Here is a 14,877-nt window from a genome sequence, read left to right on the forward strand (position 1 = left end):
CCGCACACGGGCTTGTTACGCGTCCAGCGTGCACGGCGGCACGGTACATGGTGCGGGGATAGGGAACGCGTCTGCCGTTCTTCTCCGCCATGCTGACGTGCCGGCCGGAGGCCGGCCTCGAAGCACGCAGGCCGAGCGGGAGGCTTTTGCGTCCTTCGAGGCCCGGCTGCGCCGGGCACCTCAGGATGAAGGCCCTGCGCGACCTGGGCCTGCTTAGCTTCGCGACTTCTGTTAGCATCGGGAAGCAACAGCGGGAGTTTTTGGTGGAGCTGACCCGATCGTCCTGGGACGAGATAACCGCCCGGCTCGACCTCATCGTCGCGGAAGCCGCCGAGCCGTTTGATTCGCAAACGGTTTCTAATGGTCGGGAATTAATCGCCTATTTGCGGGCGCGCTTCACGCCTCCGGATGTCTTCAACAAAGGCTACTGGAGCACCTTCTCCCTGAGCTGGGACAATTTCGAGATCGAGGTGTTTGACGAGAGATTAGAAACCTATCGATTCTTCGAAGGTGCGACCGATATTCTGCATTTCGCACGTAAGCCGGGCGAGCCGTTCCCTCGCGAGTTTCTCGCCGAACTTCTGATGCCACCCCTTCAGGTCGCTCCTCCCGCTCCATGAAAAAGGCCGCCCCGGCTAACCGGGGCGGCCTCTCGTGCTGGCGTTTTTGGCGCTTCCTCGAACGGGGATCAGGCGGCGGCCTGGGCCTGTTTGGCTTCGCGGCGGCGGCGGGTGAGGACGAACTCGGTGTAGCCGTTGGGCTGTGCCCGGCCTTCGAGGATCAGGTCGCGGGCGGCGCGGAAGGCGAAGCCGTCATAGGAAGGCGCCATCGGCACATAGGCGGGGTCGCCCGCGTTCTGTCCGTCGACCACCTTTGCCATGCGGCGCAGCGTCTCTTCCACCTGCGCCTGCGTAACGACGCCGTGCATGAGCCAGTTGGCGACGTGCTGCGAGGAGATGCGCAGGGTGGCGCGGTCTTCCATCAGCCCGACATCGTGAATGTCCGGCACCTTGGAGCAGCCGACCCCCTGGTCCACCCAGCGCACGACATAGCCGAGAATGCCCTGGATGTTGTTGTCCAGTTCCTCCTGCACCGCCGCCGGCTCCCAATTGCCACGGTCGACCACGGGGAGGGTGAGCAGGTCGCGGCGGGAGGCCCGTTTGCGGCTTCGCAGCTCGGCCTGCCGCTTCAACACGTCCACCTTGTGGTAGTGCAGCGCGTGCAGCGTGGCGGCGGTGGGCGAGGGCACCCAGGCGGTGTTGGCGCCGGCCAGCGGATGGGCGACCTTCTGCTCGATCATGTCGGCCATGCGATCGGGCATCGCCCACATGCCCTTGCCGATCTGGCCATGGCCATCGAGATGGGCGGCGAGGCCGGCATCGACATTGTTGTCCTCATAGGCCTTGATCCAGATCTGCGCCTTCATCTCGTTCTTGCGCACCACCGGACCCGCCTCCATCGCGGTGTGAATCTCGTCGCCGGTGCGGTCGAGGAAGCCGGTATTGATGAACACCACACGCTCGCGCGCGGCGCGGATCGAAGCGGAAAGGTTGGCGCTGGTGCGGCGCTCCTCGTCCATGATGCCGATCTTCAGCGTGTTGAGGTCGAGCCCCAGCGCCTGCTCGACACGGGCGAACAGGTCCACCGCGAAGGCGACTTCCTCCGGCCCATGCATCTTCGGCTTGACGATATAGACCGAGCCGGCACGGCTGTTGCGCAGCTCGCCATTGCCCTTCAGGTCGTGCAGCGCGATCAGCGCGGTGACGGCGGCGTCGAGAATGGCCTCGGGAATCTCGCGGCCCTGCGCGTCCAGCACGGCATCGGTCATCATGTGCTGGCCGACATTGCGCACCAGCATCAGGCTGCGCCCGTGCAGGGTCAGTTCGCCGCCCGTGGCGGAGGTGTAGCGGCGGTCGGCGGCGAGGCTGCGCTCCACCGTCTCGCGGCCCTTGGCGAAGCTGGCGCTGAGCGTGCCCTTCATCAGGCCGAGCCAGTTGCGATAGACCAGCACCTTGTCCTGCGCATCCACTGCCGCGACGCTGTCCTCGCAGTCGACGATGGTGGTTACCGCCGCCTCGATGACGATGTCGGCGATGCCGGCCGGGTCGGTCTTGCCGATGCGGTGGTCGCGGTCGATGACGATGTCGATGTGCAGGCCGTGATTGATCAGCAGCACCGAGGATGGCGCGGCCGCCGCGCCGCTGAAGCCGGCGAACTGCGCCGGGTCCTTCAGCGAGGTGGCGCCGCCGGCGGAAAGCTCCGCCACCAGCGCGCCATCCGCCACGCGATAGGCGGCGACCGCGGCGTGGCTGCCGGAGGCCAGCGGCACGCTCTCGTCGAGGAAGGCCCGGGCGCGCTCGATCACCCGCTGGGCGCGCACCGCGTTGAAGCCGTTGGAGCGGCTGGCGCCGTCATCCTCGGGCAACGCATCGGTGCCGTACAGCGCGTCATAAAGGCTGCCCCAGCGGGCATTGGCGGCGTTCAGCGCGTAGCGGGCATTGGTGACGGGAACGACCAGCTGCGGGCCGGGAATGCGGGCGAGTTCCTCGTCGACCCGGGCGGTGACCACCTCGAACGCTTCCGGTTCGGGCAGGAGATAGCCGATCTCGGCGAGGAAGACCTCATAGGCCACGGGATCGACCGGCTTGTTGCGGTGCGCGCGGTGCCAGGCGTCGATCTGTGCCTGCAATTCGTCGCGGCGGGCCAGCAGTTCCGCGTTGCGCGGGGCGAAATCGCGCACGATGCCGGCGAAGCCCTCCCAGAAGGCGGCGACCGCGACCCCGGTGCCGGGGATTGCCTCCTTGTCGATGAAGTCGACAAGGGCGGAATCGACCTTCAGGCCGGCGACGTCGGTAGTGCTCATGACGGGTTCCTTAACGCGAGCGGAAAGCCGGTCGCCGCGAGCGGCCGGCACAGCTGTGCATTCCATTAAACAAAAGTGCGGGTGCGGCGCAACATCGCACATAGTCGGAGTTCGGTGTTTGACAAGCGTGCGCGTTCCAGTTCAACGCGCGGCAAGGCGTTTGCGCTGCAGCACGTCGCGAAAATGTCATCGCCTGGATGCCGCCGCCGGACGACAAAGGTGTCGCCCCGGAGCGCCCGGCCTATGCCGGACCACGGTGGAGGTCTTCCCCAAACCTCTACCGGGCGCGCCGCGCGCCGCCCCGGGGTGACGAAGAAAGGCCGGTGGTCAGAACTGCGCCGTTTCGGTCGAGTCCTGCATGGCCGTGGTCGCGCTCATGCCCTCGCTGAGCACCGTGGCGATGGCGTCGAAATAGGAGGTGCCGACCTCGCGCTGGTGGCGCGTGGCGGTGAAGCCCTGCGCTTCCGCCGCGAATTCACGCTGCTGCAGCTCGGAATAGGCGGCCATGCCGTCCTCCCGGTAGCGCCGCGCCAGGTCGAACGTGGTGAAGCACTGGTTGTGGAAGCCGGCCAGGGTGATGAACTGGTATTTGTAGCCCATGGCCCCCAGCTCGCGCTGGAAGGTCTTCATCTGCGCCCTGTCCATGTGCTTGGCCCAGTTGAACGAGGGCGAGCAATTATAGGCGAGCATCTTGCCCGGGTGCACCCGGTGCACGCCTTCCGCGAAGCGGCGGGCGTCGTCGAGGCTGGGCGTCGAGGTCTCGCACCACAGCAGGTCGGCATAGGGCGCATAGGCGATGGCGCGGGCGATGCCGGCTTCGAAGCCGCCATTGTAGCGGTAGAAGCCTTCCTGCGTGCGCTCGCCGGTGATGAAGGGGCGGTCCAGCTCGTCAATGTCCGAGGTGATGAGCCGGGCCGATTCCGCGTCGGTGCGGGCCATGATGACGGTCGGCACGCCAAGCACGTCGGCGGCGAGGCGGGCGGCGTTCAGCGTGCGGACGAACTGGCGCGTCGGCACCAGCACCTTGCCGCCGAGATGGCCGCACTTCTTCTCGGAGGCCAGCTGGTCCTCGAAATGCACCGCCGCGGCGCCGGCTTCGATCAGCGCCTTGGTCAGTTCATAGGCGTTGAGCTGGCCGCCGAAGCCCGCTTCGGCATCGGCGATGATCGGCACGAAATAATCGAGTTCCGGGCCCTTGGCGCCGTCAGCCCGCTCCATGGTCTGGATCTGGTCGGCGCGCATCAGCGCCTTGTTGATGCGACGGACCACGGCGGGAACGCTGTCGACGGGGTAGAGGCTCTGGTCGGGATACATGTCGCCGGCGGAATTGCCGTCCGCCGCCACCTGCCAGCCGGAGAGATAGATCGCCTCCAGCCCGGCCTTCACCTGCTGCACCGCCTGGATGCCGGTATAGGTGCCCATGGTCGGCACGAAATCCTGCGTCTGCAGCAGGTCCCACAGCCGGCGGGCGCCGTTGGCGGCGAGCGTGTGCTCGATGCGCAGCGAGCCGGCGAGGCGCGCGACCTCAGCGGGCGCGTAGCTGCGGTGGATATGGCGCCAGCGCTCCGGCGCCCAGTGCGGGGCGGGAAAGCTGTCGGGTGTGGTGCGGAGCTGGTCCAGCATGGTGTTTCCCTGCTGCTGAAGGTGAGGAGGATGAAAGGGGCGCGGGTGCCGAGGAGGGGGCGGCCCCCGCGCCGGCCGGGCCGGATCGTGCGTCCTCGATGCGGATCGGCCTGAAACGAGGTCTGGCGGCCATCGGCTGTCGGCCCGCTACCGGCCGCGCCGTGTATAGGTGGCGGCCACCAGCCGCCCACCCACCAGCGCATTGATCAGCGCGCTCATGTCCTGCTGGCCCGGCGCCATCGCGATGCGGTGGCGGCCGATGCGGTGGACGATGGTGAAGTCCTTGGCGGCAAGCCCTTCCGCCTTGAAGACCTGGCCGATCTCCTCGGCGTCGCCGCCGATGATGGTGACGAACTCGTCCTCGCCGGATGTGGTGTGGGTGGTGTCGCGCATGTTCATCTCAAATCTCCCGCGTCGTGTGGTGTAAAGATTTAACACTCGACACAAGAAGGCAAGAAAGATAGTGATTTGAGTGTGTTAAGCTGATAAGGCTTGTAAAGTTCATCGGCTGTTTTTGTAAAGCCAGCAAAGGATCAGGCCATGCTCGCCACCGAGCCGCGCATCGGCAGCCGGGTGCAGAGGCTGCGCCGGGGCAAGCGCATCTCGCAGGCGGACCTCGCCAGTGCGCTGGGCATTTCCGCGAGCTATCTCAACCTCATCGAGCACAACCGCCGGCGCATCACCGTGCCGCTGCTGATGAAGCTGGCGGGGTATTTCGGCATCGAGCCGGGCGAGCTGGTCGAGAACGACGAATCCCGTCTCGTCGGCGACATGATGGAACTTTTCAGCGACGAGCTGTTCGCCGAGAACGCGCTGACCAACACCGACATTCGCGACCTCGCCGCCTCGAACCCGGCGGTCGGGCGGGCGGTGGTGCGGCTCTACGACCAGTTCAAGACGCTGCGCGAGGCGCACCGCACCGGCGCCGCCGGCACGCCGGAAGGCGAGGGCGGGTATCATCCCTCGACCGACGCGGTCTCCGATTTCATCCAGGAGAACGCCAATCATTTCCCGACGCTGGAGGCCGAGGCCGAGCGCATCCGCCGCGACATCGATTTCGCCTCGGATTCGTTCGAGTACGGGCTGAAGAGCTATCTCTCCAACGTCTTCGGGCTGAACTGGCGCTCCGCGTCGCTGCCGGCCGGCATCGCCCGGCGCTATGATGCGGGCGCGCATGAACTCATCACCGCCGAGGTGCTGCCGCCGGAATCGGCGCTGTTCGTGGTCGCCCACCAGCTCGGGCTGCTCGCCGCCTCGCGCCAGATCGACGAATTGATCGCCGCTGCCAATTTGCCGGCGGACGCGCCCGTGGTAACCCGCAACGCACTGGCCAGCTATTTCGCCAGCGCGCTGGTCATGCCCTATGAGCCGTTCCTCGCCGCCTGCCAGGAGACGCGCTACGACATAGAGCGCATCCAGCGGCGCTTCCGCACCAGCTTCGAGCAGGTGTGCCACCGCATGACGACGCTGCAGCGGCCAGGGCGCGCGGGCATTCCGCTGCATCTCGTGCGCACCGACATCGCCGGCAACATCTCCAAGCGCTTCTCGCTGTCGGGCATCCATATCTCCCGGCATTCCGGCGCCTGCCCGCGCTGGAATGTCTATGCCGCATTCTTCCACCCCGAGCGGATCAATGTTCAGCTCAGCCAGATGCCGGAAGGCCAGCGCTATTTCTGCATCGCCAAGTCGATCACCAAGGGCGGTCACCGCCACAATGCCCCGCGCCGGCACCTCTCCATCGGGCTCGGCTGCCATATCAGCCATGCCCACCAGATGGTCTATTCCGACGGCATGAACCTGTCCGATCCCTCGCAAACCGTGCCCATCGGCGTCGGCTGCCGCATCTGCCCCCGGCTGGACTGCGAGCAGCGCGCCCAGCCACCCACCGACCACCGCTTCACGCTGAACGAGATCGACATGTCCGAGAGCTTCTACGCCCCGGCACGGCGGGGGGCGTAGCGCGCCTCACTCCACCTTCTCGCCCGTGAGCTCGTTGAGGCGCCGCCCCATCTCGTCGCTGTAGCGCCGGACCGCATGCGCCTCGCTCAGCAGGCCCGCCACCTGGCCGCCGGGCAGGGTGACGGCGAGGGCGTCGGTCTCCGTGCGTTCGAACAGGTCGAGCGCCTCGCGGATGGTCTGGGTCGGCAGCAGGCTGATGTCGGCATGGCGCAGGAGCGGGCGCAGCGTTGCCGGCGCCAAGCCCTCGGCGGTCTCGTAAAGCGCGGCGGGCGCGATCATGCCGGCATAGCGGCCATTCTCGGTGGCGATGAGATAGGCCGTCGTGCCGGCCGGGTAGCGGCGGCGCGCCTCGGCGAGGGGCGTCTCCACGTCGAGCTGCGCCACGTCCCGGCGCATGAGCGCGCCCACGGTGAGATCGCGCAGCCAGCCGATATCGTGCGCGCCGCGAATATTCTCGCCGCGCAGATGGAAGCGCCAGGTGGCGAAGGAGAAGCCGAACAGCCGCCGCGTCACCAGCGAGGCGGTGCCGGCCGCCGCCAGCACGGCCAGCGTCAGCTTGAGGTCGCCGGTCATCTCCAGCGCCAGCAGCGTCATGGTCATTGGCCCGCCGACGACGGCAACCGCCAGCGCGCTCATGCCGATGAGCGCGTAGAAGCCTTGCGAGGGCACGAGGTCTGGCAGCAGCAATTCCATCCCCGCGGCGTAGACCCGCCCGGCGAGCACGCCCATCAGCAGCGAAGCGAAGAACAGGCCGCCGCGAAATCCCGCGCCGATCGACACAGAGGAGGCCGTCACCTTTGCCAGCAAAAGCAGCGCCGCAAGCGCCAGCGGCGTCTCGGCGCCGAGATAATGATAGACGGCGCCATGGCCGGCGGAGAGCACGGTCGGGTTCCACACCGCCAGCGCGCCGATGATCAGCCCCGCCGCCGCCGGGCGCAGCCACACCGGCAGGCCGGAGCGGCGGAAGCCGGCCTCCACCACCGTCACCCCGCGCATCACCGCAATGCCGACCAGCGCGCAGAGGAAGCCGAGCAGCAGCACGGCCGGCAGATCGGCAAGGCTGGGGGCATCGATCACCGGAAGCGCCGGGTGCTGCTGCGGCGCCAGCACCTGCTGGGTGAGGGCGGCGGTGAAGGTTGCCGTCATCATCGGCACGAAAGCGGGGATGGCATAGGTGCCGAGCACCAGCTCGAAACCGTAGAACGCACCCATCAGCGGCGCGTTGAACGCCGCGCCGATGGCGGCACCGGCGCCGCAGCCGACCAGCAGCCGCAGGTCCGCCCGGCGCACATGCAGCAGCCGGCCGATCCGCGAGGCAAGGCCGGCGGCGGCCTGGGTATAGCCGGCCTCCAGCCCCACCGAGGCGCCGACGCCGCTGGAAAACAGCGTCTGCACCGCCACGACGGCGCTGTCGCGCAGCGACATCCGCCCGCCATGCAGAGCATTGGCCTCGATCGGATCGACCGGCGGGCTGGCGCGGGTGCGCAGGAAGGCCTTCACGCAGAGCCCGAAGGCGAGGCCGCCGAGCACCGGGCCAAGCAGCACCACAACGGGCGCCATGCCCTCGCTGATCGAGAGGTGGCTGCCGTCCGGAATGCGAAAGACGAGCTCGTGCAACGCTTCCAGCGCGCCGTTCATGGCGATGACGACGAGCCCGGCCAGCACGCCGACAAGGGCGGCGAGCGCGACGATGCCGAGCTCGCTGGTCCGCACCAGCCGCCGCAGTCCGCGCGCAACATGTTCGTCGTCGTCGGCTGAATGAGAGGTCACGTGGGCACTCGGTCGGGACCAGTCCTGTTTGACTAGGCAAGGACGCAGCCACGTGCAACCGCCATGGCGCGGCTTACCCTGCGGCGTGTCGCCGGGATGTGAAGGCGAAAGGCGGTGACCGGCGTCGTGGCGCGGATAAAGTCGCCGGGAAGCCACACGGATTCGGCGGCGCCCCCTCGTGCGGGCCGCCCATGAATGGAGTTCTCCTGATGTCCAATACGCCCGCCTACACGCCGCCCAAGGTCTGGACCTGGAACAAGGGCAATGGCGGCACCTTCGCCAACATCAACCGCCCGACCGCCGGGGCGACGCATGAGAAGGAGCTGCCGATCGGCAAGCACCCGCTCCAGCTCTATTCGCTCGGCACGCCGAACGGGCAGAAGGTGACGATCCTGCTTGAGGAACTGCTGGCGCTCGGCCATGCCGGGGCGGAATACGACGCCTGGCTGATCAAGATCGGCGAGGGCGACCAGTTCGGCTCGGGCTTTGTCGAGGTGAACCCCAACTCGAAGATCCCCGCGCTGATGGACCGGTCGGGCGCGGCGCCGATCCGGGTGTTCGAATCCGGCGCCATCCTGCTCTATCTGGCGGAGAAGTTCGGCGCCTTTCTGCCGAGCGAGCCGGCCAAGCGTGCCGAGTGCCTGTCCTGGCTGTTTTGGCAGATGGGCAGCGCGCCTTATCTCGGCGGCGGCTTCGGTCATTTCTACGCCTATGCGCCGGTGAAGATCGAATACGCCATCGACCGTTTCGCCATGGAGGTGAAGCGCCAGCTGGATGTGCTGGACCGGCGCCTTGCCGAGTGCGCCTATCTTGCCGGCGACGACTACACCATTGCCGATATCGCGGTGTTTCCCTGGTACGGCACGCTGGTGCGGGGCGGGGCCTATGGCGATTCCGCCGAATTCCTCTCCACGCACGAGTACAAAAACGTGCTGCGCTGGACCGAGGCGGTATTCGCCCGGCCGGCGGTTAAGCGCGGGCGCATCGTCAACCGCATGAATGGCGACCTCGCCGAGCAGCTGCGCGAGCGCCACGACGCCGGCGATTTCGACACGCGCACGCAGGACAAGCTGGAGCAGGCGAGCTGAGGCTCGCCCACGAAAAAGGGCGCCCCTGGGGGCGCCCTTTCCTTCATGTGGATGGCCTCAGGCGCACAGGCGGGTGAGCTCGCGAATGTCGCTCACCTGGTCGAGCCGGCGCACCGTCTCGATGATCGCCTCGGTCTTGGCCTTGTCCCAGCGGGCGAATTCGGCGCAGCCGCGGAACTTGTCGGCCGCCTCGTCATAGCTCATCGGGTTGGCCGGGCTGCCCTTGCCGAAGTCCGAGCGGCCGGAAATGGTGCGCCCGTCCTTCATGTGGATGTCGATGATGGTGGTCATCTTGTCGTAGCCGGCGGCCTCGGCCTCCGGATGGACATGGAAGTTCACCCGCTCGATCATCGCCTTCACGTCGGCCCGCTCCACCGTCTCGTCGGTGAATTCCGGCAGGCTGCCGCGCCCGTCGAGCAGCAGGATCGCCATGCAGAATTCCATCGAGAACTTGGCCTGAAGCTCGTTCTTCGGGCGATGATGGATCAGCGCGTTCGGCATGTTCTGGTTGGTGCCGACATCGACCCGCTCCACATCCTCGGCCTTGATGCCGTGCGTGCGGATGAGCTCCAGCATCTTGGTCATGCCGGGATGGGTGAGCGAGCCCGACGGATGCGGCTTGATGGAGACGCCCGGCGAGGCAAAGGTCCAGGGCTGGCCGAGCTTGCCGACAATGGCGTTGGGGTCGAAGCCGCCGCCCGCCGCCTGAAAGAAGCCGCGCGGCGCCTCCAGGATCTTGTCGGTGGTGGTCCAGCCCAGCGCCGCGAAGTCCGCCGCCACCACGCCGCTTTCCGACGAGCGGCCGGCGTGGAAGGGCTTCATCATGGTGCCGAAATTCTCGCGCAGCCCCGCCGACTGACTGCCGGCGCAACCGAAGGCGCGCACGACCTGCTCGACATCCAGCCCCTTCAGCTTCGAGGCGGCGGCGGCGGCGGCGTAGGTGCCGCAGGTCGCGGTGGCATGGAAGCCGTGCTGGTAGTGGCGCGGGTTGATCGCCTCGGCGATCTTGCACTCGATCTCCACGCCGAGATGATAGGCCAGCATCATGTCCGCCCCGGAACGCCCATCCGCCTCGGCCACGGCGAGCGCGGCCGGCAGGGCCGGCGCGGTCGGATGTGTCAGCAGGCCGTAGACGCGGTCCTTGGCGACGGCGAGCTGGGTGTCGTCATAATCGTCGGCATGGATGCCGACGCCATTGGCGAAGGCGGCGAAGCGGGTCGGTACCTTCAGCGAGGTGCCGATGACGGTCGCCGGCCCCTCCTTGATGCCGAGTCCGTTGAGATAGGCCTGGATGTATTCGCCGCTCTTGGCCACCGAGCCCGAAAGCGCGAGGCCGATGCCGTCGAGGATCGACTTCTTGCCAAGTTCGATCACGTCGGCGGGCAGGTCGGCATAGGTGGTGCCGACGACGAATTCCGCCACTTCCTTGGTAAGACCCTCGACGACGGGCTGGGCCTGCGCGGGGTTGGTCTGGTGCAGCGTCATGGGGCGTTTCCTTGTGTCTCGTTGGACGGCGTCACACCGACGAGGTGGGCAGGGCGCCGATGATGGCGTCGGTGAGTTCGCGGGTGCCGGCGGTGCCGCCGAGATCGCGGGTGAGGCTGTCGCGGCGGGCCAGCACGTCCTCGATCGCCTGTTCGATGGCGTGGGCGGTGGACTCTTCGCCGAGATGGCGCAGCATCATCGCCCCCGACCAGATCTGGCCGATGGGGTTGGCGACGCCCTTGCCCGCAATGTCCGGCGCCGAGCCATGCACCGGCTCGAACATGGAGGGGTATTCCTTCTCGGGGTTGATGTTGCCGCCGGGCGCGATGCCGATGGAGCCGACCACCGCCGGCCCGAGATCGGACAGGATGTCGCCGAACAGGTTGGAGGCGACCACCACATCGAACCAGTCGGGGTTGCGCACGAAATGCGCGGTCAGGATGTCGATATGGTACTGGTCGGTGGTAAAGCCCGGATATTCCTTGGAGATCGCGGCGAAGCGCTCGTCCCAGTACGGCATGGTGTGGCTGATGCCGTTGGATTTGGTAGCCGAGGTGACGTGCTGCTTGCGGCCCTTGGCGAGCTCGAAGGCGTAGCGCATCACGCGGTTGCAGCCCCGGCGGGTGAAGATGGACTGCTGCATCACCAGCTCGTCCTCCAGCCCGTCATAGAGCCGGCCGCCGATGGAGGAATATTCGCCCTCATTGTTTTCACGCACGACGTAGAAGTCGATCGAGCCGGCCTCGCGGCCCTTCAGCGGGCTCTCGACGCCGGCGAGCAGCTTCACCGGGCGCAGGTTCACATATTGATGGAAGCTGCGGCGGATCGGGATCAGCAGCCCCCAAAGCGAGACATGGTCCGGCACGCCGGGGAAGCCGACGGCGCCGAGGAAGATGGCGTCCTTGTCGCGGATCTGATCGAGCCCGTCGGCCGGCATCATCGCGCCGGTCTTGGCGAAGCGCTCGCAGCTCCAGTCATAATGGGTCCAGTCGAACGCGAAACCGCCGATGCGGCTCGCCGCTTCCAGAACGCGCTGCGCCTCCGGCACAACCTCGTTGCCGATCCCGTCGCCGGGGATGACCGCTATGGAATATGTCGTCATGGGAACTCCTGGAATATCGGCGGCGAAACCGCAGCGCATGCGGCAGGACAGTGTTCAACGTAGGGGTAACTGTCAACAATTTTTGGCAGCCGACGGCGTCCGATCCTTGCCATCGATGGCGAACGAAAGTTGCCGATCTCTTACAAAGTTTTGCTAAAACAATGTTTTATGCTCAGGATAGCCGCCGAGTACGGCTTGACTAGCGGAAAGGTTCCGCTAGGGGGTCTGGCCCGCGTTTTCGCAGATTTTCCGCATCATTGTTGACAATCGGCGATTTTGCGGGCGAAATGCCTTCATGCTTCGCCCCGTCGCACATCCCGCCCGCACGCCCCGCACCGCGTCCTATGTCCCGCTGATCCAGCGGGAGATCGAGCGCATGATCGGCACCGGGGAACTCACCGGCGGCACGCGGATCAATGAGAGCACGCTGGCGCTGCGGCTCGGCATCAGCCGTGGGCCGGTGCGCGAGGCGTGCCGGGCGCTGGAGCAGATCGGCCTGCTGCGCAGCGAGCTCAATCGCGGCTTCTTCGTGCGCGAGGTCAGCACCAAGGAAGCGCTCGACCTCTACGACATCCGCGCCGGCCTGTTCGGCACCGCCGGACGGCTCGCAGCCGCCATCATCACCACGGTGCAGTTGCGGGGGCTGGAAGAGCTGATCGCGCAGATGGATGCCGCCATCGAGGCGCCCGACATCGCGACCTTCTACACGCTCAACAATGCGTTCCACGGCGAGGTCGTGGTGGCCTCCGACAATGACAAGCTGATCGAGCTCTACCCGCTGCTGGAGGCGGAACTGCATCTGTTCCGCCGGCGCGGGCTGGTGCTTCCCGGCTCGATGCGCACCTCCAATGACGAGCACAAGGCGATCTTCGACGCGCTGCGCCAGAGCGATGGCACCGGTGCGGCGCGGCTGCTGGAGCGTCACATCCTCGCCGGCAAGGCCCGTTTCCTGCGCACGCTGGAAGACGACAGCGCCACCGAGGCCCGCCCCGGGCCGCTCGACCCCCGACATTCCCGCTCGAAAGACAGGTAGTTCGATGATCTCACACCCGCTCCCCATTCTTGCCCTCACCCCCGGCGACTGCACCGGCATCGGCCCCGAACAGACCGCGCGCCTGCTCAGCGAAGGCGGCTTCGGCGATGCGGCGCGGCTGGTGGTGGTGGGCGATGCGCGCGTGCTGGACATGGGCGCCCGCCATGCCGGGGTGGACCTCGTCTTTGCGCGCTATGATTCACCCGGTGCGGTGGATTGGAGCGCGCCGGGCATTCCGCTCATCGATCTCGGCAACACCGATCCCGATGCCTTCGAACTCGGCGTCGCAAGTCCCGATTCCGGCAAGCTGACCGGCGACACGCTGGCGCGCGCCATCGATTTCGCCAAGGCAGGGGAGGTGGACGGCGTGTGCTTCGCTCCGCTTAACAAGCAGGCGATGTATAGGGGTGGCTGGCGCTTCCCGGACGAGCACAAGATGTTCGCCCATCTGCTGGACCATAAGGGGCCGTTCAGCGAGATGAACGTGCTGGAGGGCCAGTGGATGACGCGCGTGACCTCGCATGTCTCGCTGCGCACCGCGCTGGACCAGGTGACGTTCGACAGCGTCTGCCGCGCGCTGCGCCTCGCCGACGAGACGATGCGCAAGGCCGGCATCGACACTCCCCGCATCGCGGTGGCGGCGCTCAACCCGCATGGCGGCGAGGGCGGGTTGTTCGGCACCGAGGAGATCGACATCATCCGCCCGGCCGTCGAGGCAATGGCCGGCGAGGGCATCGACTGCAGCGGGCCGTACCCCTCGGACACGGTGTACCTTAAGGCTTTCTCGGGCGCGTTCGACAGCGTGCTGGCGATGTATCACGACCAGGGGCAGATCGCGACCAAGCTCAAGGGCTTCAACAAGGGCGTGACCATCACCGCTGGGCTGGACGTGGTGTTCACCACCCCCGCGCATGGCACCGCCTTCGACATCGTCGGCAAGGGCGTGGCCGATATCGGCGCGTTCCAATCCGCCATCCGCCTCGCCGCCCGCGTGGCGTCGCGCAAGATCGAAGCCCGCGCCGCCGCTGCGTGAGAGGGCAGACGAACATGGGGCGACCATTTGCCCAGTGCTACGTCATCCTGAGGTGCTCGGGCGCAGCCCGAGCCTCGAAGGATGCTCATCGGGCGTGCGGCTTCAGGATCCTTCGAGGCCCGGCAAAACGCCGGGCACCTCAGGATGACGTTGTTCCAGAAGTGAAGCCGAGTTTGGGATCAGGCGCTCGAAAGAGCAGACTCAGTCGTGCCGTGCCGGGCCGTCGACGGCGGCGATGAGGCGGCGCTTGGCCAGTGCCACATGGCGCCAATGGGTCACCTGCGCCCGGTCGCCATCGCCAGAGGCCAGCGCCTCCAGCATGGTGCGGTGCTCGCGGTTCGACACGGCGAGGCCGCCACCCTGCACCAGCGCGCGGGCGCGGAACAGGTGCAGCTTGTTGACGAAGCGGTGGTACTCGGCCAGCAGCGTGCGGTTGCCGCAGGAGCTGACGATAAGGTTGTGGAAGCCGAGATTGAGCGGGTAATAATCGTCGAAGCTGCCGCGCTCGGCGACTGCGTCCATCTCGTCCACCATGCGGGTGAGCTCTGAGAGCAGCCCGTCGGTCATGCGTTCCGCCAGCAGCCGGCCGGCCTGGCCGAACAGCGCGGCGCGCACGTCATAGATCTCGACGGCATCCTCGACCGAGAGGCGCCGCACGAAGACGCCCCGGTTGCGCACCACCTCGACCAGCCCCTTCGCCTCAAGGCTGCGGGTGGCCTCGCGGATCGGGCCGCGACTGGTGCCGAAGCGGTTCGACAGGTGGATCTCGTTGATCCGCACGCCCGGCTCCAGCTCGCCGGTGAGAATGAGGCGCTCAAGTTCCTTCTCGAGCGCGCTCGTCAGCGAGACGCTCTTCACAACGGTCAGATCGTTCAAATGCGCGGAATCGCTCACAATGCTCATCCGTTAATTGTAAACAGT

The 14,877-nt window shown here is 66.9% G+C and carries 12 protein-coding genes; 5 read left to right on the forward strand and 7 right to left on the reverse strand.

Going from position 1 to position 14,877, the window contains the following annotated elements:
- Window positions 1-185: 185 nt before the first annotated feature.
- On the forward strand, window positions 186-620 hold the full coding sequence (locus ACQY76_RS13950; RefSeq protein ID WP_428029337.1) for a hypothetical protein: 435 nt from the start codon (window positions 186-188) through the stop codon (window positions 618-620).
- Between the two features lie 68 nt (window positions 621-688).
- Here the strand turns inward: ACQY76_RS13950 and ACQY76_RS13955 are convergent, their stop codons facing one another.
- The 3 genes from ACQY76_RS13955 to ACQY76_RS13965 all read right to left on the reverse strand — a co-directional run bounded on the left by ACQY76_RS13955 (window position 689) and on the right by ACQY76_RS13965 (window position 4,885).
- Window positions 689-2,863, reverse strand: a complete 2,175-nt coding sequence (locus ACQY76_RS13955) for a malate synthase G (RefSeq protein WP_428029338.1) — start codon at window positions 2,861-2,863, stop codon at window positions 689-691.
- Between the two features lie 327 nt (window positions 2,864-3,190).
- Window positions 3,191-4,486, reverse strand: coding sequence for an isocitrate lyase (aceA, locus tag ACQY76_RS13960; protein WP_428029339.1), 1,296 nt, complete (start codon window positions 4,484-4,486; stop codon window positions 3,191-3,193).
- A 147-nt stretch (window positions 4,487-4,633) separates the two neighbouring features.
- Window positions 4,634-4,885 carry a hypothetical protein gene (locus ACQY76_RS13965; protein ID WP_428029340.1) on the reverse strand — a complete coding sequence of 84 codons (252 nt, stop codon included), beginning with the start codon at window positions 4,883-4,885 and terminating at the stop codon, window positions 4,634-4,636.
- Between the two features lie 141 nt (window positions 4,886-5,026).
- On the opposite strand from ACQY76_RS13965, the gene ACQY76_RS13970 reads away from it, so the two are divergent.
- Window positions 5,027-6,445, forward strand: a complete 1,419-nt coding sequence (locus ACQY76_RS13970) for a helix-turn-helix domain-containing protein (RefSeq protein ID WP_428029341.1) — start codon at window positions 5,027-5,029, stop codon at window positions 6,443-6,445.
- Window positions 6,446-6,451: 6 nt separating this feature from the next.
- Here ACQY76_RS13970 and ACQY76_RS13975 read toward each other — a convergent pair whose 3' ends face one another.
- Window positions 6,452-8,215: a chloride channel protein gene (locus ACQY76_RS13975; RefSeq protein ID WP_428029342.1), complete on the reverse strand. Its 1,764-nt coding sequence runs from the start codon at window positions 8,213-8,215 to the stop codon at window positions 6,452-6,454.
- A gap of 209 nt (window positions 8,216-8,424) precedes the next feature.
- Between ACQY76_RS13975 and yghU the strand changes: the two genes are divergently transcribed.
- Complete coding sequence (gene yghU / locus ACQY76_RS13980; RefSeq protein ID WP_428029343.1) at window positions 8,425-9,303, forward strand: glutathione-dependent disulfide-bond oxidoreductase; 879 nt, start codon at window positions 8,425-8,427, stop codon at window positions 9,301-9,303.
- A 57-nt stretch (window positions 9,304-9,360) separates the two neighbouring features.
- Here yghU and ACQY76_RS13985 read toward each other — a convergent pair whose 3' ends face one another.
- The gene (locus ACQY76_RS13985) at window positions 9,361-10,788 is read right to left on the reverse strand and encodes an MmgE/PrpD family protein (protein ID WP_428029344.1); all 1,428 of its coding nucleotides are present in this window, start codon (window positions 10,786-10,788) and stop codon (window positions 9,361-9,363) included.
- 31 nt (window positions 10,789-10,819) lie between these two features.
- Window positions 10,820-11,890: a tartrate dehydrogenase gene (locus ACQY76_RS13990; protein ID WP_428029345.1), complete on the reverse strand. Its 1,071-nt coding sequence runs from the start codon at window positions 11,888-11,890 to the stop codon at window positions 10,820-10,822.
- A gap of 295 nt (window positions 11,891-12,185) precedes the next feature.
- On the opposite strand from ACQY76_RS13990, the gene ACQY76_RS13995 reads away from it, so the two are divergent.
- Window positions 12,186-12,923, forward strand: coding sequence for an FCD domain-containing protein (locus ACQY76_RS13995; RefSeq protein ID WP_428029346.1), 738 nt, complete (start codon window positions 12,186-12,188; stop codon window positions 12,921-12,923).
- A gap of 4 nt (window positions 12,924-12,927) precedes the next feature.
- Window positions 12,928-13,956, forward strand: coding sequence for a PdxA family dehydrogenase (locus ACQY76_RS14000; RefSeq protein ID WP_428029347.1), 1,029 nt, complete (start codon window positions 12,928-12,930; stop codon window positions 13,954-13,956).
- Between the two features lie 201 nt (window positions 13,957-14,157).
- Here ACQY76_RS14000 and ACQY76_RS14005 read toward each other — a convergent pair whose 3' ends face one another.
- Window positions 14,158-14,859, reverse strand: a complete 702-nt coding sequence (locus ACQY76_RS14005; protein WP_428029348.1) for an FCD domain-containing protein — start codon at window positions 14,857-14,859, stop codon at window positions 14,158-14,160.
- Between the last annotated feature and the right edge of the window lie 18 nt (window positions 14,860-14,877).

The organism is Ancylobacter sp. (genome assembly GCF_965279025.1).
GTDB lineage: Bacteria > Pseudomonadota > Alphaproteobacteria > Rhizobiales > Xanthobacteraceae > Ancylobacter.